The organism is Polaribacter filamentus (assembly GCF_002943715.1).
Lineage (GTDB): Bacteria > Bacteroidota > Bacteroidia > Flavobacteriales > Flavobacteriaceae > Polaribacter > Polaribacter filamentus.
The window spans coordinates 1413537-1433677 of sequence record NZ_MQUA01000013.1 but is presented as its reverse complement, the minus strand read 5'-3'; the positions used below and the strand labels follow the sequence as shown (position 1 = coordinate 1433677).

The 20141-nt window shown below is 29.2% G+C and carries 24 protein-coding genes; 10 read left to right on the top strand and 14 right to left on the bottom strand.

Translation table 11 applies throughout. The features are described from left to right. The first annotated feature begins 46 nt into the window (after positions 1-46). Together BST83_RS08745 and BST83_RS08740 are read left to right on the top strand one after the other, a co-directional pair. Complete coding sequence (locus tag BST83_RS08745; RefSeq protein ID WP_104809462.1) at positions 47-529, top strand: TlpA family protein disulfide reductase; 483 nt, start codon at positions 47-49, stop codon at positions 527-529. Between the two features lie 20 nt (positions 530-549). Continuing rightward, a complete protein-coding gene (locus BST83_RS08740; RefSeq protein WP_104809461.1) occupies positions 550-1749 on the top strand; it encodes a sialidase in 1200 nt (399 codons plus the stop codon). A gap of 104 nt (positions 1750-1853) precedes the next feature. Here BST83_RS08740 and BST83_RS08735 read toward each other — a convergent pair whose 3' ends face one another. Continuing rightward, complete coding sequence (locus BST83_RS08735; protein WP_104809460.1) at positions 1854-2555, bottom strand: peptidylprolyl isomerase; 702 nt, start codon at positions 2553-2555, stop codon at positions 1854-1856. A 122-nt stretch (positions 2556-2677) separates the two neighbouring features. Between BST83_RS08735 and idi the strand changes: the two genes are divergently transcribed. Both idi and BST83_RS08725 read left to right on the top strand, forming a co-directional pair. Continuing rightward, positions 2678-3202 carry an isopentenyl-diphosphate Delta-isomerase gene (idi, locus tag BST83_RS08730; RefSeq protein WP_104809459.1) on the top strand — a complete coding sequence of 175 codons (525 nt, stop codon included), beginning with the start codon at positions 2678-2680 and terminating at the stop codon, positions 3200-3202. Positions 3203-3225: 23 nt separating this feature from the next. After that, on the top strand, positions 3226-3636 hold the full coding sequence (locus BST83_RS08725; RefSeq protein ID WP_104809458.1) for a 6-pyruvoyl trahydropterin synthase family protein: 411 nt from the start codon (positions 3226-3228) through the stop codon (positions 3634-3636). Between the two features lie 100 nt (positions 3637-3736). Here BST83_RS08725 and BST83_RS08720 read toward each other — a convergent pair whose 3' ends face one another. After that, entirely contained in the window at positions 3737-4345 is a 609-nt protein-coding gene (locus BST83_RS08720) for a hypothetical protein (protein ID WP_104809457.1), read from the bottom strand. Positions 4346-5018: 673 nt separating this feature from the next. Next, positions 5019-5321: a hypothetical protein gene (locus tag BST83_RS08715; protein WP_104809456.1), complete on the bottom strand. Its 303-nt coding sequence runs from the start codon at positions 5319-5321 to the stop codon at positions 5019-5021. Positions 5322-6118: 797 nt separating this feature from the next. Between BST83_RS08715 and BST83_RS08710 the strand changes: the two genes are divergently transcribed. From BST83_RS08710 to BST83_RS08690, 5 genes are all read left to right on the top strand, one after another. After that, complete coding sequence (locus tag BST83_RS08710; RefSeq protein ID WP_104809455.1) at positions 6119-7096, top strand: type I phosphomannose isomerase catalytic subunit; 978 nt, start codon at positions 6119-6121, stop codon at positions 7094-7096. Positions 7097-7146: 50 nt separating this feature from the next. Next, positions 7147-7887 (top strand): 3-deoxy-manno-octulosonate cytidylyltransferase, encoded by a 741-nt coding sequence (gene kdsB / locus BST83_RS08705; protein ID WP_104809454.1) that lies wholly within the window; start codon positions 7147-7149, stop codon positions 7885-7887. Further along, on the top strand, positions 7877-8569 hold the full coding sequence (locus BST83_RS08700) for an HAD family hydrolase (RefSeq protein WP_104809453.1): 693 nt from the start codon (positions 7877-7879) through the stop codon (positions 8567-8569). Before kdsB ends, BST83_RS08700 begins: the two co-directional genes overlap by 11 nt. A gap of 39 nt (positions 8570-8608) precedes the next feature. Then, on the top strand, positions 8609-8869 hold the full coding sequence (locus tag BST83_RS08695; RefSeq protein WP_104809452.1) for a hypothetical protein: 261 nt from the start codon (positions 8609-8611) through the stop codon (positions 8867-8869). A 129-nt stretch (positions 8870-8998) separates the two neighbouring features. Beyond that, entirely contained in the window at positions 8999-9193 is a 195-nt protein-coding gene (locus BST83_RS08690) for a hypothetical protein (protein ID WP_104809451.1), read from the top strand. A gap of 51 nt (positions 9194-9244) precedes the next feature. Here the strand turns inward: BST83_RS08690 and BST83_RS08685 are convergent, their stop codons facing one another. From BST83_RS08685 to BST83_RS08670, 4 genes are all read right to left on the bottom strand, one after another. Beyond that, positions 9245-9694 carry a hypothetical protein gene (locus tag BST83_RS08685; RefSeq protein ID WP_146092136.1) on the bottom strand — a complete coding sequence of 150 codons (450 nt, stop codon included), beginning with the start codon at positions 9692-9694 and terminating at the stop codon, positions 9245-9247. A gap of 11 nt (positions 9695-9705) precedes the next feature. Continuing rightward, positions 9706-10245, bottom strand: coding sequence for a hypothetical protein (locus BST83_RS08680; RefSeq protein ID WP_104809449.1), 540 nt, complete (start codon positions 10243-10245; stop codon positions 9706-9708). Between the two features lie 31 nt (positions 10246-10276). After that, entirely contained in the window at positions 10277-10825 is a 549-nt protein-coding gene (locus BST83_RS08675; RefSeq protein ID WP_104809448.1) for an RNA polymerase sigma factor, read from the bottom strand. 62 nt (positions 10826-10887) lie between these two features. Continuing rightward, complete coding sequence (locus tag BST83_RS08670) at positions 10888-12345, bottom strand: nicotinate-nucleotide adenylyltransferase (protein WP_104809447.1); 1458 nt, start codon at positions 12343-12345, stop codon at positions 10888-10890. 76 nt (positions 12346-12421) lie between these two features. Here BST83_RS08670 and BST83_RS08665 point away from each other — a divergent pair, with 76 nt between their 5' ends. Further along, positions 12422-13204: an MBL fold metallo-hydrolase gene (locus BST83_RS08665; RefSeq protein ID WP_104809446.1), complete on the top strand. Its 783-nt coding sequence runs from the start codon at positions 12422-12424 to the stop codon at positions 13202-13204. A gap of 166 nt (positions 13205-13370) precedes the next feature. Here the strand turns inward: BST83_RS08665 and BST83_RS08660 are convergent, their stop codons facing one another. From BST83_RS08660 to BST83_RS08635, 7 genes are all read right to left on the bottom strand, one after another. Further along, complete coding sequence (locus tag BST83_RS08660) at positions 13371-14678, bottom strand: serine hydrolase domain-containing protein (protein ID WP_104809445.1); 1308 nt, start codon at positions 14676-14678, stop codon at positions 13371-13373. 272 nt (positions 14679-14950) lie between these two features. Next, on the bottom strand, positions 14951-15589 hold the full coding sequence (locus BST83_RS08655; RefSeq protein WP_104809444.1) for an alpha/beta hydrolase: 639 nt from the start codon (positions 15587-15589) through the stop codon (positions 14951-14953). Between the two features lie 21 nt (positions 15590-15610). Continuing rightward, positions 15611-15787 carry a hypothetical protein gene (locus BST83_RS19870; protein ID WP_170062763.1) on the bottom strand — a complete coding sequence of 59 codons (177 nt, stop codon included), beginning with the start codon at positions 15785-15787 and terminating at the stop codon, positions 15611-15613. Beyond that, positions 15780-16658 (bottom strand): IS982 family transposase, encoded by an 879-nt coding sequence (locus tag BST83_RS08650; RefSeq protein ID WP_104808411.1) that lies wholly within the window; start codon positions 16656-16658, stop codon positions 15780-15782. Before BST83_RS08650 ends, BST83_RS19870 begins: the two co-directional genes overlap by 8 nt. A gap of 64 nt (positions 16659-16722) precedes the next feature. Next, positions 16723-16926 carry a hypothetical protein gene (locus BST83_RS08645; protein WP_104809443.1) on the bottom strand — a complete coding sequence of 68 codons (204 nt, stop codon included), beginning with the start codon at positions 16924-16926 and terminating at the stop codon, positions 16723-16725. 6 nt (positions 16927-16932) lie between these two features. Continuing rightward, complete coding sequence (locus BST83_RS08640; protein WP_104809442.1) at positions 16933-18189, bottom strand: dihydroorotase; 1257 nt, start codon at positions 18187-18189, stop codon at positions 16933-16935. Then, entirely contained in the window at positions 18186-20135 is a 1950-nt protein-coding gene (locus tag BST83_RS08635; RefSeq protein ID WP_104809441.1) for a BatA domain-containing protein, read from the bottom strand. Before BST83_RS08635 ends, BST83_RS08640 begins: the two co-directional genes overlap by 4 nt. Between the last annotated feature and the right edge of the window lie 6 nt (positions 20136-20141).

Below are 20141 nucleotides of genomic sequence, written 5' to 3'. Positions count from 1 at the left end.
TAGCGCACATTTAGGTTGATTTCTTTTTTTTGTTTAGATTTGAAACATGAGGAAAATATTGGTTTTTATTGCCGTAGCCTTCTTCTTTGGATGTAGAGATTCTAAGAAGTCAAATAATATAAGTAATAATTCAATTGAAAACATTTCTTATTTAGTGGATTTAGAAGGAAATTCTTATAATAAAACAAAACTTAAAGGAAAAAAAGTATTGCTCAATTTTTGGGCGACTTGGTGTGGTCCTTGTATAAAAGAAATGCCAGATTTACTAGATGCTCAAAAAATATTAATCAAAGATAATTATGTTTTTTTATTGGTTTCTGATGAATCTCAAGAACAGATTTTAGAATTTAAAAAGCAAGCAAATTACGATTTTACGTTTCTGAAAGCAACAAAAACAAACGCTTCACTTGGTGTTTATGCTTTACCAACAACATACATTTATAACGAGAAAGGACAAAAAGTAGATAAAATTATAGGGTTTGTAAAATGGGATTCAGAAGAAATAATTACCAAGCTAAAAAATATTTAATAACAGCTAAAATTTAATTTATGAAAAGAATAAGTATAGTAGTCTGTATTGGTTTAGCAATATTTAGTTGTTCAAAGAAAGCATTGGTAATTAATGAAATTCCTTTTGAATTTGGAATTAATAACGCTGAACCAAACTTAGTTGAACAAGACGGAAAGTTATCTCTTTCTTGGGTGAATTCTATTAGAGGAGAAAAAGCAACTTTACTATACAGTCAATTAGAAAACGATACTTGGAAGAAACCAATTACTATTACATCTGGTTCTGATTGGTTTGTAAATTGGGCAGATTTTCCGGCAAATGCAACTAATGGAGATGTTTTATTAACAAGTCATTTACAAAAGTCAGCTTCAGGAACATACACCTATGATGTCGTTCTTAATCTTCGAAAATTGAACGGAGAAATCATCAAAGAAAACTTTTTATTAAATACAGATGGAATGCAAGCAGAGCACGGTTTTGTAAGTGTAATTCCGAATGAGAAAGATGGTTTTTTAATCACATGGTTAGACGGTAGAAATACGGTGAAGGAAATGAAAGAGAGTCATCATAAAGCGATGACGATAAGAGTAGCAGAAGTTTCTAGTGACGGAACCATTTTTAATGAAACGCAATTAGACGGTAGAACTTGCGACTGTTGTCAAACGTCAATTAGTATGACTAAAAACGGACCAATTATTGTTTTTAGGGATCGAAGTAAAAATGAAATTAGAGATATTTATTTTTCTCGAAGAATCAATAATAAATGGACAAAGCCAGCTGCTGTTTATAACGATAATTGGGAAATTAATGGTTGTCCTGTAAACGGACCTAAGATTGTTTCTAACGCAATAAATACTGCTGTTTCTTGGTTTACTGCAGCAAATGAACAACCAACAGTAAAAGTTTCTTTTCTTTTAGATACGGGTTCTTTTTTAGAGCCGATTATTTTAAATGATGTAGAAGCTTCAGGTAGAGTAGATATCGCTTTTATAAGCTTTGATGAAGTTTTAGTTAGTTATATGGAGTCTGATGCTAATGGCACATATTTGCGTTGTAAAAAAGTAAATAAAAATGGCAAAATATCTAAAGCAGTTACGGTTTCTCAAATTAATTCTGGAAGAAGCACAGGTGTTCCTCAATTAGAAATTTTAAAAAATGATGCGTATTTGGTTTGGACGATTTCTATTGATGAAAAAAATCAGTTAAAATCAGTGAGGTTTAATTTAGATGGTATGTAGTCGTGGTAAAGTATAATATCTTCTGGGTATACAAGTTTACTTAGTGTCGTTTAAATCTTTCTTCTAGTAATTGTTTTTAAAACCTCATTAGCTACTAATTTATTTTACTCAATAATTTCTATGGTCATATTGATGTCATCAATAGGCCATTCATCCTTGCCAACTCTTACTTTTGATATTTTATCCATGGTATCAAAACCAGAAATGACTTCGCCGAAAACGGTATGTTCATTGTCTAAATGATGGGCGCCGTTTCTATCATGAACCATATAAAATTCAAACGGACTTGATAATTTGGTAGGATTATTTTTCAATTCCCGCGCAGCTGCCAATGCGCCATATGTGTGTTTTCTGTTATCTCTAAATTCAGGTTGCATTAAATAATTCCCGTATTTTCTACGCTGTTTTTGCGTGTACATATTATCAGAATTACCTCCTTGAATAACAAAATTTTTGGCTACCCTATAAATTACTGTGGTGTTAAAATATTTAATTTTTGTTAAAAAAATAAAATTTGCTCGGTGTATTGGTACATCTTCAAATAAACGGATTTTTATATTTCCAAACCTAGTTTTTATAAGGACGTTTGTTTCTGGGTTTTGTTTGCCATATTCAGTTAAAAAAACCGCGGTATTTTGACTGTTTAAACTGTCCCATGGTTTTATGATTTCTTTTTCAAGTCCAACTTTTTTCTTAGTTTTTTTCTTTTTAATTTTGACAGAGTTTTCCTTCTCTTTTTTATGTTGATTGCATTGATAAAAGGAAATAATAGTTAGTAAGAATACTATTTTAAAGAAGATTTTCAATTTGTAAGATTTTAATTTTGAATCATCAAATATAAATCATCAAAATAAAACAATAGAAAAAACTGATGATTTTATTATAATTTTAAGTTTTTAACCTATCCGATTGCGTTATATTTGCAGACATGGAAGAACTACTGATTTTAGTTGATAAAAACGACAATCAAATCGGCACAATGCCTAAAATGGAAGCGCATGAAAAAGGCGTTTTACACAGAGCTTTTTCTGTGTTTATTTTTAATAAAAAGGGTGAATTAATGCTGCAACAAAGAGCAGCTCACAAATACCATTCACCATTGTTATGGACTAATACTTGCTGTTCTCATCAAAGAGACGGTGAGAATAATATTCAGGCAGGAGAAAGAAGATTGCAAGAAGAAATGGGCTTTACTATAAATTTAAATGAAGTTTTTTCATTTATTTATAAAGCACCTTTTGATAATGGTTTAACAGAACATGAATTTGACCATGTACTTATAGGTTATTTTGATGAGGAACCAAACATCAATAAAGAAGAAGTGGAAGATTATAAATGGATGTTGCTCGAAGACGTAAAAGTCGATATTGAGAATAATTCATCAGAATATACAGCATGGTTTAAAATAATATTTAAAGAATCATACCAGAAAATCAAGAATTTCAAAATTTAAGTTTCAAAAAAAAAAATCTAAATATGCCTAAAGTAACCGTTCATAGAAAAGCCCATTTTAATTCAGCGCACAGATTATACAGAAAAGATTGGTCTGATGAAAAAAACTTTGAAGTTTTTAATAAATGCAGCAACCCTAATTTTCATGGACATAATTACGAATTGATTGTTTCATTAACAGGAGATATTGATAAAGAAACTGGTTACGTGTATGATTTAGGTGTTTTAAGCAACTTAATTAAATTACAGATAGAAAATAGTTTTGATCATAAAAATTTAAATATAGAAGTAGAAGAATTTAAAAATTTAAATCCTACTGCAGAAAATATATCGGTAGTTATTTACAACAAACTAATAGAACATCTTCCTGATCATTTAGAGTTAGAAATTACCTTGTACGAAACTCCTAGAAATTTTGTAACTTATTCTGGTTAATATTCTTTATCAAAATAAGTTTTTACTCTTGGGCGGTTATTATTTTTATAAGCCGTCCAGACTTTTCTTAAAATAACTGAAATTATAATGGGTAAAACCATCAAAATTTAGATCTGTAGAAGTTTCTATATTTTCTTAACCAAGGTCCCATAAAATTCATTTCCGCAGAAAATACAATAGATACTTGGATTTCTGATTTTATTTCAGAAAGCCATTTTAGTATATCTTGAGCGTATTGAAAGCTTGTATTAATCTTTTCTGCATAAGCATCAATTAATAAACGATCTGTATGATTACTTATTTTTAAAACTTCGCTCTCTTTAAATTTACCAATATAGGCTTCAATTTTTATTGAATGAGACTCTTCTTCTGTAAGTAATTTCATAGTGGTTAACGTGCCTAAGTAAAAGTTAAAGGAACCAACTCTGTTAAAAAGAATTTGACCATCTTTTAAATAGTTTTCGCAATAATACCAAACATTTAAAGAAGCTTTTTCATCCCAATATTCATATTCTAAATTGTAAACATCAAATTTTTCTATTGCCTTTTTTCTAGATTGATTATAAGGGTGAATCGCTTCAACAAAAAACTTTCCACTTTCTCCAGAAGCACTTATTTTTTTAATATTATAATTCAACTTTGCTCCAGAGATAAAACTTGCTAAAACATTTTTTTTAGCTGCGTTCCCTAAAGAGAACCTTTTGTGCACTTTATTAAATTCATAAAGAATTAATGTATGAATATTGTTTTTTTACAAAATTCTAGAAGTTCTTTTTCTTGATTATAGCTACCTAAAATGTTATTGAATTCATATACATATAGTTTTCTTTGAAAACCATAAGAATTTAGAGCCTAAAAGGTTAAAACGAAGGATAAGAAATGGTTTAATATATATGTTTAGTTTTTACTGTATAAATAGTAACTGACAGATTTTTCCAGAATAGAGTAGGAGTGATAACTGAAACTATCTAAATTTATTTTCTTTTTTAAGTTGCTGTATAAACTATTCATTTTCTCAAAAAAATTATTTTCTGCATTGTCTAAACTATCGAGCTTTAGCCAGTATCCTAGTTTATCCATATCTGTAGAAAAAACAATTGAAGCTTTTATTTTGCTATTTGTGTTATATAGTTTTTCTAAGTTTTTCTTAGCAGACGAAAAACATAATTCAGGGCTTTTACCGCGCGCTTATATACTTAATCGATTACAATATTTATTAATTTGTAGTATTTTATTTTGTGTATAATAGCTGATGTATACATCAACTTTTACTACATGTTTTACTACATGTTTTTGATTCTTTGCTAGTAGTTTTAGTGCTTTTAAATTATCTAAAAAGTAATTAAACGAGCCTTCTCTAGTGCAGGAAATTTTATTTTCTTCTAAGTAATTAATACGGTAATAACCATCAATACCGGAAGCATTTTTAGACCAATATTCATATTATAAATATCAAATTTTTCTACGGATTTATTTCGGGTCGTATTATAAAGATCGATTCTGCTTGTAAAAGTTAATAGATTTATCAGACCAGAAGCACCAATATGTTTTATTTTATACTTGGTTTTAGCTTTAGATATAAATTGCGCTAAAATATTGGTTTTTCTCGGGTCGGTTAAAGAATACTGTTTGTCAACTTTGTTTAATTGATATAAAATTAACGTGTTAAAATTATTATTTTCCACAAAGTCTAGAAGCTTGTTTTCATTGTCTGAACTCCCCAGAATGCTGTTAAAATTATCTACACATAAAGTTCTCTGAAAGCTAAAAGTTTTCGTAAAAAAAAAGAAAAAATAAGAGTAGGATTATTTTTTTTTCAATTTTTAAAATATGGCTCTTTAGGGCATTCAAAGATAAATAAAATAGGATAAACAAAACATAAATTTAATCTTCGTCTTTAGTTTTATTATAACCTATAACTAATCGTACTGCAAGTCTTGCAAATAAGATGATTGCAATAACCATAACTATGTTAAATCCGTCCATATAAGGAAGATAATTAATTTTATTGAAGAAAACATCAAAATGTATAAATATTTCTAAAGCTGCTTGTTTTAAATTAGTAAAAAGAGATCTCTAGATTGTTTTTCTATACTGATTTAGTAGCGTTATTCAATTTGGATTTTATATTTTAATTGCAATAATTACGATGCAAAGTAATTAAAATAGCGAAACTATGTATCAATGAGTTATCCTAGTTTTCCATTACCATCTATATCTTTTCCAAGATGTTTTTCTAATATTAAGAGCGTATTTCTTAAAAGTATTTTAGTATCGTTAAGTTCTTTTTCTAAAATTAGAACCTTTGCTTCAAGATCATTTCCTTTTTCACTTTGTTCTTGTATTTCGCTTTACTGAATTAAATCCCAAAAAATTCCCATATATTTATAGTCGAGTTAGTTATACTTTCAAAGTTAATTATTTTTTTATTTAGAATAATTGTTTAGAAGAAGTATTAAATTCGCAGTAAAAAAGAATTTGTATGAAAATAAATCAGCTTATAAAATTTGAACCTATTTTAAAAGATAAAATTTGGGGAGGAGAAAAGTTAGCCTCTTTGTTAAACAAACAATCAAAAAGAAAAGATATCGGCGAAAGCTGGGAAATTTCTGATGTTGAGGGTGATACCTCAATGGTTACAAACGGCCATTTAAAAGGTAAAAATTTAAAAGAATTAATTTCTGAATTTAAATCTGATTTAGTAGGCGAAAAGATTTACACACATTTTGGAGATAAATTCCCGCTTTTAATTAAATTTATTGACGCAAAAGAAGCATTAAGTATACAACTGCATCCAAATGACACATTGGCAAAAGAGCGCCACAATTCTTTTGGTAAAACAGAAATGTGGTATGTAATGCAAGCAGATAAAAATGCTAATTTAATTGTTGGTTTTCAAAAAGAAGTTTCATCAGAAGACTATATAAAGCATTTAGATACTAAATCTTTATTAGATGTTTTAAATGTTGATGAAGTACAAAAAGGTGATGTTTATTTTATTCCAACAGGAAGAGTTCATGCAATTGGTGCAGGTGTTTTGTTGGCGGAAATTCAACAAACATCAGATATTACCTATAGAATTTATGATTGGGACAGACCAAATCCAGACGGAACTTTTAGAGATTTACATACAGAAGAAGCAATTGATGCCATCGATTATTCGGCAAAAGATTCTTACAAGACAATGTATTATAAAAAAGAAAATGCATCCTCAGAAATTGTTTCTTGTCAGTATTTTACAACCAATGTGTTGCCAATAAAAGGCGAGGTTTCTATCAATCATCAAGAAAAAGATAGTTTTGTAATTTACATGTGTGTAGAAGGTAGTGTAATTTTTCAATATGAAAATCAAACCGAAAAATTAAAAACGGGCGAAACTATTTTAGTGCCTGCTTGTATTAAAAACATAAAAATAATTGCTGATCAAGCATCAGAATTATTAGAAGTGTATATCAAATAACAGTTACAGATTTCATAAGATAAATTCTGTGATTACTTAATTTTAGATAAATGAAAATAATTGCCATGATTCCTGCGCGTTATAGTGCAACCCGTTTTCCTGGGAAGTTAATGAAAGATTTAGGAGGGAAACCTGTTATTTTAAGGACCTATGAAGCTGCATTAAACTCTAATTTGTTTGATGATGTATATATTGTTACAGATTCTGATATCATTTTTAAAACTATTGAAAATGTAGGAGGAAAAGCAATTATGAGTAAAAAAGAATATGAATGTGGTTCTGATAGAATTGCGGAAGCTGTGGTAGATATAGATGCAGATATTGTAATTAATGTGCAAGGAGATGAACCTTTTATAGATGAAGTTTCTCTTTCTAAATTAATCGATGTTTTTAAAAAAGACCCCGAAAAAGAAATTGATTTGGCTTCTCTAAAAGTGCAAATTACCAACAAAGAAGATATAGAAAACCCTAATAATGTAAAGGTAATTACTGATATTAATAATTTAGCTATTTATTTTTCTAGAAGTGTAATTCCTTTTCATAGAGATCAAAATATTGATGTAAAATATTACAAACATAAAGGTGTTTATGCCTTTAGAAAACAGGCTTTAATTGATTTTTATCATACGCCAATTACGCCTTTAGAAGCATCAGAAAAAATAGAAGCGATTAGATATCAGGAAATTGGTAAAAAAATTAAAATGGTAGAAACAGATGTTGAAGCTGTTGGAATTGATACTCCAGAAGATTTAGAAAAAGCGATAAAATATTTAAACAAATATGAATTCTAAAATTAAAGTAATTGCATTTGATGCAGATGATACTTTATGGGTAAATGAAACCTATTTTAGAGAGGCAGAAAAAGAGTTTGCACAAATTTTATCTGGGTATGAAACCCAAAATAAAATAGATCAAGAGCTTTTTAAAACCGAAATTAAGAATTTAGCGATTTATGGCTACGGAATTAAAGGTTTTGTTTTGTCTATGGTTGAATGTGCTTTGGAACTTTCTAATTATCAATTAGCGCAAAAATCGTTAGAAAAGATTTTAAATATTGGTAAAGAAATGTTAGAAAAACCAATTGAATTATTAGACGGAATTGAAGAAGTTTTACAATCTTTACAAGGTAAATACAAGTTAGTTGTGGCTACAAAAGGCGATTTGTTAGATCAAGAACGTAAGCTAGAAAAGTCGAATTTACTCAAGTATTTTCATCATATAGAAGTAATGAGTGATAAAAAAGAAAAAGATTACCAGAAATTGATACGGCATTTAGATATTCATCCATCAGAATTTTTAATGATTGGTAATTCTTTAAAATCGGACGTATTACCTTTAGTAGTAATTGGTTCATCAGCAATTCATGTTCCTTTTCATACAACTTGGGCACATGAAAACGTGCCAAAAGGAAGGGAATCTAAAACAAGTTATGTTACTGTTCTAAATATTAAGCAAGTATTGGCTTATTTATAATAAATACACTACTTTTGCATCGTTAAAATAAAATAAAATATGTCAAGTATAAAAAACTTAAAAAAAGATATCAATTACGTTTTGGGTGATGTTATAGAATATGCAATCGATGTTGCAGCTCTAAAAAATCAACAAAAAGAAGGTAATATAATTATTGATGAAGCTATTGAAACATTTGATGCTTTAATTGTTAGTGTAAACACCAAAAAAATCCAAAACAAAAAGGCTCATTTTAAAGCTATAAATGCAGATTTAGAAGTTAAAGCTAAAGGATTAGTAGAAAAAATTAATAGTTTATAAATTTAACAGTTTCTAAACAAAATTTTAAGACCAACATTTGTAATAAATGATGGTTTTTTTATTAAATTTGGTGAAATACTAAAACGATTTAGTTAACGTTTTAATATAAAACAACTTAATTTTTTAAAAATGGCCAGAGCAATGTTTGAGTACACAATAACTGTACTAAAGAAAGTGAGCTTTAATTCAGATTTATTTTGCAAAGAATTAGGAAAAGCTTTAAAGATGTTGTTACCTTATGAAATAGAAGAGTTAACAATTTGGTTAAAACAATTTACAGCAAACAAACCAGAATTGTTTGTTTGTATGCGATTAATAGAATAAAAAAAGGAAGCAAATTTTGCTTCCTTTTTTTATGTTTTTAAGATATTTGTTTTAATCTTTTTTATGTCTGTATTTTGACATCAATTTTCGGCCAAACTCCATTTCTGCAACATGGAGCTGTATAATCTTTTTGAACGAAATTACCTGTTTTACTTTTTTAACAAAATCTTTTTGAGATTCGTGTAATTGTTTGTCAATAGATAATTTTAGCATTAGTAACTTTTCTGCATCACTTTCATTTAAGGCTTCAACTTCATCACTATTTTTAAGAGATTTTTTTAGGTCAGATCTTTGTTTGCTAATTAATGCACGCTGTTCTTGGTCATAAGCATTGTAAATTGGCCAAAACTTTTGTGCTTCTTCTGGAGTCAAGTTTAGTTTCTCTGTTAAGTAAGATATTTTAAGCGCTTTAATTTTCTCTCTAGCGGCTTCATTGTGCTGCGCAGAAATAGAAAGCATACAAAAGAAGCTGATAAATATAAAGGTTATTAAATTTTTCATCATCTAAGTTTTTAGTTTATTTCATTAAATAAAGCAATATTATCTATAGAATTGATATATTCTTCTATAGTTTCATCCTTTATAGTTGTAAAATAGAAGTCATTTTCTTCTAAAAGATCATCTTCAAAAATGATACTAATATCATTTGTGTTTAGTGCATTAGAATCTAGCCAATATTCAATATCAGTGTCAGAAAGAGAATCTAAAGTAAGTTCTTTATTGGTGTTAAAAACAAAAGAATTTAAACCAATAAATAAAACAATAGAAGCGGCTGTAGCATATGGAATCAATTTTAAAATTCTGTCTTTAAAAGAAATAATTTTTGTTTCTTTTAAAGATAACGAAATCTTCGCTAAAACACTATCTTCTAACTTCTTAAAATAAGTATCAGAAACCTTAAACCCATTTTCTTTTGGAAGGTGTTCTTCGTATAATTTTGCGCCAATAACTTCTTCTAAATTATTAAAATAATCTAGAGGAGCAGAAAAACCAGTTTTTTTGCTAGTTTTTTTACTGATGTAATTGATACTATTTTTAATTTCTTTACCCATTATTACTTAGACCTTTAGTTTATAAAAAGGTTTAATTTGTTTCTGTTTTTATATAATTTTCAATTTTTTTAACAGCATGAAAATAAGAAGCTTTTAAAGCGCCTACAGAAGTTTCTAAAATCTCTGACATTTCGTTATATTTTATTTCATCAAAATATTTCATATTAAAAACTAGCTGTTGTTTTTGAGGCAAAGTTGCAATGGCTTTTTGTAAAATAAGCTGAATTTCGTCACCCGAAAAGTGTACATCACTTTCTAAAGTAGATGCTAATTGTTCATGATAATCAGAAATGTCAACATTTCTTTCTTTCGCTCGTTTATTGATAAAAGTAATAGATTCATTTGTAGCAATTCTGTACATCCAAGAATAGAGTTTACTTTGTTCGTTAAACTTATCTATATTTTTAAAGATTTTTATGAAAGTATTTTGCAAAACATCATCTGCGTCGTCATGAGAAATGACAATTTTACGAATATGCCAATACAAGCGCTCTTTATATTTCGAAATTAATATACGAAACGCTTTTTCTTTGGTTTTACCGTTTTTAAGTTCTGCTATAAAAGTAATTTCGTCAGTCAAAAAACTTGTTTTTAATTAGACAGAAAGATAGTGTAAAGGTTTAATTATGGTTGTTTTAAATATTATCTTGTGCCTTTAGCAGCTCTTGTTTTAGAGTAACCAAATAAACGTTTTTGTTTAATAGTGCCAGCAATTCCTTCTGGCAACATTTCTTCCCAGCCTTTTTCGCCATCGATAATCATTTTTAAAACAGTTCTTGAAAAGATGTCTAAGATATTTTTGTCAAAATCTTTTATGTCTAAAAGTTTTCCATTATTTTTAAAGAATTTGTATAATTCTTTCATTCTTGGATGTACTTTTAAGTTTTCGCTATTTATATATTCACCAGATGCTTCATCTAGATAAGGATACATATATACTTTAAGGTCTCTATAAAATAATTTACCAAAAGCCTCTAATATTCCACCACTTAAATCTCTATAATATTTTTCATCAAAAATTTGAATCAGGTTGTAAACGCCCATTGCCAAAGCCATTCTTTCTTTGGTGAATTCACTAAAATATTCTACTAATTTAAAATATTGTTGAAAGCTTGTAATCATTACATTTTGCCCTAAAGAGCATAATAATTCGGCTCTATCCAGAAAATCTCGCTCATTAATTTTCCCTTCATTGGTTAAATTACTCAGGGTAATTTCAAATATAATTTGAGTATTTTTTTCTTCGACTTTGTTTTCTGCAAAAAACATTTTTTTAGACAACTCAAACATATCCATATTTACTTTCGTAACGGGTCTAAAACTACCTCGTAAAGCTAATATGTTCTTTTTGTAAAGTACTTGTGCAGGTAATAAATTATTTCCATCAGGACCAAACATTACGGCATTGGTCATACCATTTTTCAGTAATTGTAAACTCATTAATCGGTTATCTACATACATAAAACGGGGACCCGAGAAATTAACCATATCAATTTCTATTTGATGATTGCCTAAGTTGTCATAAAAAGATTTTACTAATTCTTTAGGACTATCATTTAAATAAAAAGCACCATAAATGAGGTTTACACCCAAAGCGCCAAGAGTTTCTTGTTGCAAACGAGCATCCGTTTCTTTAAAACGTAAGTGTAAAACAATTTCATTATAACCTTCTAAAGGATCTAATTGAAAACGAATTCCTACCCAACCATGCCCTTTAAATTGCCTAGCAAAATCTATTGTTGTTACTGTATTTGCATAACTAAAAAATAATTTATCTGGATGTTTCTGTCGGCTTAATCGATCTTCAATTAAATCAATTTCATGACGTAACATTGTTTGTAAACGCGGTTGTGTTACATAACGTTTATCCTCCTCCATACCATAAATCGCATCAGAGAAATCTTTATCATAAGCACTCATAGCTTTTGCAATTGTACCAGAAGCAGCACCAGATCTAAAAAAATTACGCGCAGTTTCTTGTCCTGCTCCAATTTCGGCAAATGTTCCGTAAATATCTCTGTTTAAATTTATTCTTAATGCTTTACTTTTAATAGTTGGTACACTACTAATTTCTTGATCTCCTCTTAAAGAAATGGCCATATGTGAATGTTTTATGTCACAACAAATATAAGGAATAAGAACACTATCAGTCAATTTTTATCTTACATTTGTCTCAATGAAAAATGATAAAAAACTGTTAAAGGTTACTTTTTTGGGCACAGGTACTTCGCAAGGAATACCAATGATAGCTAGTAATGATCCTGTTTGTTTGTCTACGGACCAAAAAGACAAACGTTTACGGTCTTCCATTTTAATTTCTTGGAATGAAGTTTCATATGTAATTGATTGTGGCCCAGATTTTAGACAACAAATGTTACGAGAAAATGTACAATTAGTTAATGGTGTTTTGTTTACGCACGAGCATTCAGATCATACTGCTGGTATCGATGATTTGCGTCCTTATTGTTACAAAATAGGCGAGATGCCTATTTATTTAAATGAGAAGACATTGCAAAGTTTAGAACAGCGTTTCGAGTACATTTTTAGTAAAGAAAACAGGTATCCAGGAGCGCCAACTGTGCAACCAACTATTGTAAATAATTTACCTTTTTTTATTGAGGATGTTCAAGTTATTCCTATAGAAGTAATGCATGGTAATTTGCCTGTTGTAGCTTATAGAATTCAAGATTTTGCTTATTTAACGGATGTAAAGTCAATTAATAAATTAGAAAAAGAGAAACTAAAAAATCTTGACGTTTTGGTCGTAAATGCATTACGACAAGAGGCACACCCTACACATTTTAATTTAGAAGACGCATTAGATTTTGTTAAAGAAATTAAACCAAAAAAAACCTATTTTACACATATCAGTCACAAATTAGGATTTCACTCTAAAGTCTCTGAAACTTTACCAAAAAATGTGTTTTTAGCTTATGATGGTTTAAAAATAAGTGTTTAGATTTCTATAAAATGTTTTTTAATGAATATTCGTTTATGAGGCTATTTTTTTTGTATCAAATAGTTTACAAATAAAAATCTACAGTAAAAAATACAGAACAAAATAACGAATAAAAAAATCGTATTTTATTGTATTTTAGGTCTTTCCTTTTGTTATTTTATAGTCATTAATCGTCAATACTTTGGCCTACTAAAATAGAGAACTTCCAACCAGTATCGTCCGATTTAATTTTTCGAGTTTGTTTTAATAATATTCCAATAGTTTGCTCTTTAGGATCTGCGAAATATTGAGTATTAAAATAACCACCCCAACTAAATGTTCCGCTACTGCCATTTCCACCAAATCCTTCACCTTTATCACTCTGAACCATAAAGGCTAAGCCATAGAATTCTTTTGGATCTTTTCCCCATAATTCACCAATTTGATTAGACATTATCATGTCTATTGTTGTTCTGCTTAGTAATCTTATGCCATTTAATTCACCATTGTTCAAATACATTTGTAAAAATTTAGCATAGTCTTCAGCCGTGCTTGAAAGGCCAGCTCCACCAGAAAAAAATGTTCTAGCACCTTTAAGTGGGTAATTTGGATCATAAAATGTGGTCGGATAGTTTATCCATTTACCGTCTTCTTTAGTTTGCACCGAAACTAATCTGTCTTCTTTAGATTTTGGTAAATAAAAAGCAGTATTATTCATTTTAAGCGGTTCAAAAATGTGTGTTTGTAAATAAGTATCAAAAGTTTCACCTGATATTATTTCTATAAAATAACCAAGCACATCATAGCTTTCGCTGTACGTAAATTCATCGCCTGGATTATGATGAAGTGGAAGGGAGGCCAATTTTTTAATATTATCGGCAATACTAATTTTTTCTGTCGTGAATAAATCTACGATTCCAGCGTCCTTATATATTTTTTTAAATCGATCATCGCTGTCAATTACACCATAACCAATGCCTGAAGTATGTGTAAGAAGATGTCTAATGCTAATTTCTTTGTCAGCTGGTTTAGTGGTAAAACTTCCATCGGCTAATACAGAATCTAGAACTTGCGGGTTTTTAAATTCTGGAATATATTTTGAAATTGGGTCATCTAATTTAAATTTCCCTGTTTCCCACAACATCATTACGGCTGTTGCTGTGATTGCTTTTGATTGCGAAGCTAAACGGAAAATAGCATCTTTTTTTAGCGCTCGTTGCGTTTTGGCATCTGCTGTTCCAAAAGCTTTATGGTATATAATTTTACCGTTTCTTGCTACCAAAGCAACAACTCCAGGCAAGTTACCGTCTTTAATTGCCTGTAAACACATGCTATCAATTCTAGCCAATCTTTCTTCTGATACACCAACTTCTGATGCATCTCCATAAGTTAAGGCATGAGGATTTTGAATTGATTTTGTTTGTGCTTGTGACAAAAAACAACTTAATACTAAAATTATAATGAATAAAATTCGATGTGTGTGTTTTAATTTCATAGTTGTAGTATAAACTTTGACGAACGTCAAATTTGGTTAATTTATATTTTTATTTAATTTATTGCCAACACAGTACTTCTATATTATCACTAAAAATATTGAAGTCAGAATGAGACACTAACAAAGATTGTTTCATTTATATACTGATTTAAATCTCATAATTCTGATGTAAAGTCAATTTGAACATGAATCTAGTTATGCATTAGTGACTTATATCAGCATTTAGCAAATTTATATTTTTTGAATGAAAAACTTAAGAAAAATATTTTTTTTCACAAACGTGCTTCAACCCAAGCTTTGAAACTATAAAAGTTTTGCGGTGCGACTCCGTGACCCACTGGATATTCAGAATAGATATTTTGGAAGCCTAAATTATCTAAAAAGGGCTTGCTTTTTCTCGCCCATTCAACTGGTAAAACTTGATCTACAGAACCATGAGAGCAATAATAACTGGTTTGTATTTCTTTGGAGATTTCTTTTGGAAGTAATTCAGTGTTTATATAACCACTCAAAGCAATTACATTTTGAACCTTATTTGGGTAAAAAAAGCTTAAAGAATAGCTTAAAATAGCGCCCTGACTAAAACCTAGTAAAAAAGTTTTATCAGGATCTGTTTTATATTTCTGTTTTATTTCATCAATAAAAACAGCAATGATATCAAGAGAAGTTTGGGCTTGTTTTAAATCAGAAAATTTACCTTTTACATCATCAAAATTAATTGCATACCAAGCATAACCGCCGTAACCCATCTCGTAAGGAGCTTGTACGCTTATAATTAATAATTCATCGGGTAATTCTTCAGCAAAAGAAAATAAATCTTCTTTATTGCTTCCGTAGCCATGCAATAATATTAGTAAAGGCGGATTTTGTGTTTTATTTTTTGGTTCTCTAACTATATACTCTAAGCTCATAAATAATTCTATATCAGTAAATTAAAAATTTTGAAACCAATTTTGAAATTGTTGGCCAACATAGGGTACTAATTTTTCTTCGCCTTTTATAGCTCCTATAAAACCAATTACCCATAAAACAACTATTAAAATAAAAGCAACAAATCCTGCAGTTGCTCCTAAAAAATCATACACAATACCCGTTGTGCATTTAAACAATATTGACTTTTAAATTGTTTATATTCCTATTAAAAACAAATTTGTTAATGTATTGAATGATAGTTAGTGCTGTTAATTTTGAGAGAATTCTTGTCTTAAAACCTTCAAAAGTTTTCGCATAATTATTCCGTATTTTAAACTGGTCACAAAGTTGAGAAAACAAGGTCTCAATTCGTTTTCTTTTCTTCCTAAAAATATACGTTTGTTTTTTGTAATTCTGTTGATTTTTACGCATTGGAACTTCTAATTTAATTTGTTTACTCTCAAATAAATCTAACTGATAGTCCGCACTTAGGTATCCTTTGTCCCCTAAAACCACACAGTTATTAAACTGATTTTTAATGTCTTTTAAATAATGAATATCATGTACAGAAGCTTTGCTAATATCAAAACTTTTAAACACGCCATCAATAGAACAAACAGCATGTATTTTATAGCCATAATAATGCATGTTTTGACTAGCACAATAACCTCTATTTGGGGCTGAATAAAAGTACTCTTTACAAACTTTACTTCTCCCGCTTCTTGAGAGTTTTACAATCTCCAAAGGCATACTATCTACTACATAATAGTTTTCAAACTCCGTGAACTTATTGGAGAGTTGAGTTCTTATAAATTCAATGGCAAAAAATAATTTTCGCTTCCGTTTATTGTAAACTGATCGCTCTATTTTAGCAAACAAATATTCTGGAATATCCCGAAACAACTGACATTCACTGTCTATACCCATATATTCTGCTGTTAAATTCATAGCGATTAATTCAATGTCTTTTAGTTTTGGTTTCCTGTTTTGACGTAAAAATTGTTCCTTTTCTGTAATTGTGGCTAAGACTTCTAAAATTTTATCGTAATTTGCTCTAAAGTTATTCATCGTATTTAATCGATTGATTGTCAATTAAATATACGACTTTTAATAGTCAAATGAATAACTTTTTTTAACTATTTATAATGCACAACGGGTACACAATATATTTGTTGATCATCGATAAAAGAAAAATACCAATCATTTGTCTAATATGAAAACTAGTAAAAGAATTCTTTTTACTATTATTCATAAAAAAGGCAATAATAGTTCCAAAAATAGTAATGTAACTAATTATTGCTGCTGTTTTTCCTTCGTTAACCGTATGGTTTTCCATTGGTATTTAATTTATAATTAGTTGATTGTTGGCAAAAACACCATATACTTTTCCTTTTAATTTTTTGTTGATAAAGGCACTATTCTTAGAAGTTGATAAAATGTCTTTACTAGTAAAAATAGTTTCAATCTCTGGATTGAAAAGTGTAATATCTGCCAAATTTCCTTCTTGAATCGAATGATTTTCAATTCCGAAAATTGCTTTTGGTTTAGTCGTAAAACAACCGATGAAATCTGCTAAATCTAACACGGAATTTACCGCTCCAAATGCAGATTCTAATCCTATTACACCCTCTTTTGCTTCGCTAAATTCCACTTTTTTATGTTCAATATCAATAGGATTGTGATCTGATGTTATAATGTCAATAACGCCAGTTTCAACGCCTTTTTTTAATGCTTTTACGTCGTCTTTAGTTCTTAAAGGCGGATTTGTTTTAAAATTGCTATCAAAAGCATGTAATTCATCATCCGTTAAAACCAAATGATGCGCCGCAACGCTACACGTAACTCTCAATCCTTTCTTTTTGGCTTCTTTAATTAGGTTTACAGATTTTGCTGTAGAAATTGTCGGAATGTGTAATTTTCCTCCTGTATACTCTAATAAAAATAAATCTCTTGAAATTTGAATATGTTCTGCTAACGCAGGATTTCCTTTTAGTCCTAATTTTGTGCTGTTAATGCCTTCATTTGCAATTCCTTCTCCAGCAATTGAGTTGTTTTTTGGAAAACTTAACACCAAACCATCAAAATTTTGTGCATATAACAGTGCAATTTTCATCAAGTTGTCATTTTCGATGGATTTGTTGTAATCTCCAAAAGCGATCGCTCCAGATTGTTGCATGTCATACATTTCTGAAATTTCCAGTCCGTCGCTATCTTTTGTTAAGGCGGCAATTGGGTACAATTTTGTAGCAAAATTAAAAGCTTTGCTGATTAAAAACTCAACATCAGATTTAGAGTCTATTACCGGATTTGTGTTTGAGTTAACCGCAATTGAAGTAAATCCGCTTTTAGCGGCAACTTGCAAACCATGCTTTATAGTTTCTCTTTCTTCAAAACCAGGCTCTCCAAGAGAAACACTTGTGTCAAACCAGCCGCAAGAAACATATAAATTTTCAAGCTCTATAACTGTATAATTATCTTTACTTGGAATAGAATTGGCTATTTTTTCGAGCTTTCCATCACTAATTAAAATATCTTTTTTTTGGTAGTGATAAGGACTAGTGGCATCTATAATAGTTGCGTTTTTAAGAAGTGTACTCATGGTTTATAGAATTTTAAAATCAAAATTTCTAAGAGCAAAGATACAATTGCCAAGGACAAAAACCATTTCCAAAGCCAATGAACTTCATTATTTTCGTTCAAATTTTCAAAAATAGCTGATATAGAGGTAAAAATGCTTATGTTAACGTTGTTTTCTCTCAGAGAATTTAAGTCCATAAAATTGAGTAAACTTTCCTCTTTTGGAGTGTTAAAAGCAAGTGTTTGAATCGTGTCTTTTTTTCTTAGGATGTAATAAAAACCAGTATTGTAGGGTTGCTCTTTAATACTAATTGTCACCTTGTTTTGAAATGTTTGTTGATTAGGAATAAAGGAAGCTTCAGAATTTGATATGTTCAAAATTTCATCCTTTTCTAAATTCGTTTCAACATCAATTTTATTTTTAGCATCCAAATAATAATATAATTTAGAATGTTCGAAGCTCATTTTTCCGAAATTATAGAACACAGGCACGATTAAAGGCGAATTAAGGAAGTTGCTATTGTTTTTGTTAATGGCACTTGAAAACAAATAAATAGCATTTTCAGAGGCTTTAATTTGACTTATAAACGGTAAATTATTCTCGAAAGAAACAATTTTACTACTATTTTTTGATGAGATAGAATATTGGCTTTGTGTGTTTGGATATTGAAAATTACTTACTTTATTCTGAAATACATTTTTAAATAAAGGATGTTCATAATTTATAGTTGTGATTTTTAAAGTGTCAGAAACTTTAGATTCCATTTTTGAGTTACCAATCTTTTCAAGAAAATTATTATAGGATTCTATCTCGGAATTCTCATTGGGAATGACAACAATATTCCCTCCTTTATTAGAGAAATCTAAAATACTTTTTGATAAAGTTTCTGGTATTTCATTCAACTCATTTAAGACAATTAATTGCTGTTTTTGAATAGAATTATAATTCACATTTTGCAGGGAAGATTGAGTGAAATTAAACTCATCTTCCGTGTAGATTTTTGACAAGAAATCAGCCTCATTTCCGATACTTAATACGTTTACTTTTTTAGTGGAATTTAAACTAAAATAAAAAGTATTGTCAAAAGAGAAAGTGTCGCTAAAAGTAATTTGTATTTTGCCTAAAAAATTAGCTTGATTCTGGATAATAAAAGGCACCGTTTCTAAAGTGTCTTTTTTAATAGAGTAGGACTGTTTACTAATTAATTTTGTGTCGTTAAAAATGGCAATCGGAATATTTTTTTTGGCTTCACCTTGATTCTTGACGACAACATTTATAGTAAAATTATTGGTATTTCTATTGCTGATAAAAACGCTGTCTATAGAAATATTGGTTTTTGTGCTTGGCGTTAGTTTTATAGCCGAAAAAGTAGGTGTTACATTTGTAAACTTATCGTTATAATTATACTGATAATCAGATATTAATATATTTTCACTTAAAGTGTTCGTTTTATTTTTCGTAAGGTTGTTTATTTTTAAGAAAACGCTATTGAATTCTAGTTTTTTAGCAGTATTTTTAACTTTTAGTAACTCGTCTTTTAATTCGGAATAGGAAATATCTTTATAGAAATCAGTATTGGTTTGTAAAGAATACACCTCTTTTTTAGAAGCATTTTTAATAATTTCTTGTGCTGCTATTTGCAATAAATTTCCTTTCTCACCTTCTGTTTTAGTGCTTAAAGAATTGTCTAAATAAATATAAGTATGCTGATTTTTAGTTGTGTTTTTATTGCTAAAATAAGGTTGTGAGAAGGCAAATAGTATCGCAGAAAACAATAACATTCTCGTGCACAGAATTAACCATTTTTTTATACGAGAGCTCTTACGAGTTTCTTGCACTAATTTCTGCAAAAAAGCAACATTTGTAAAAGGGACTTTTACAAACTTCTGTAATTGAAAAAGATGCACTAAAATCGGTATAATTAATAGTGCTAAAAAGTATAATACTTCTGGGTTCTTAAATTGCATTCAATA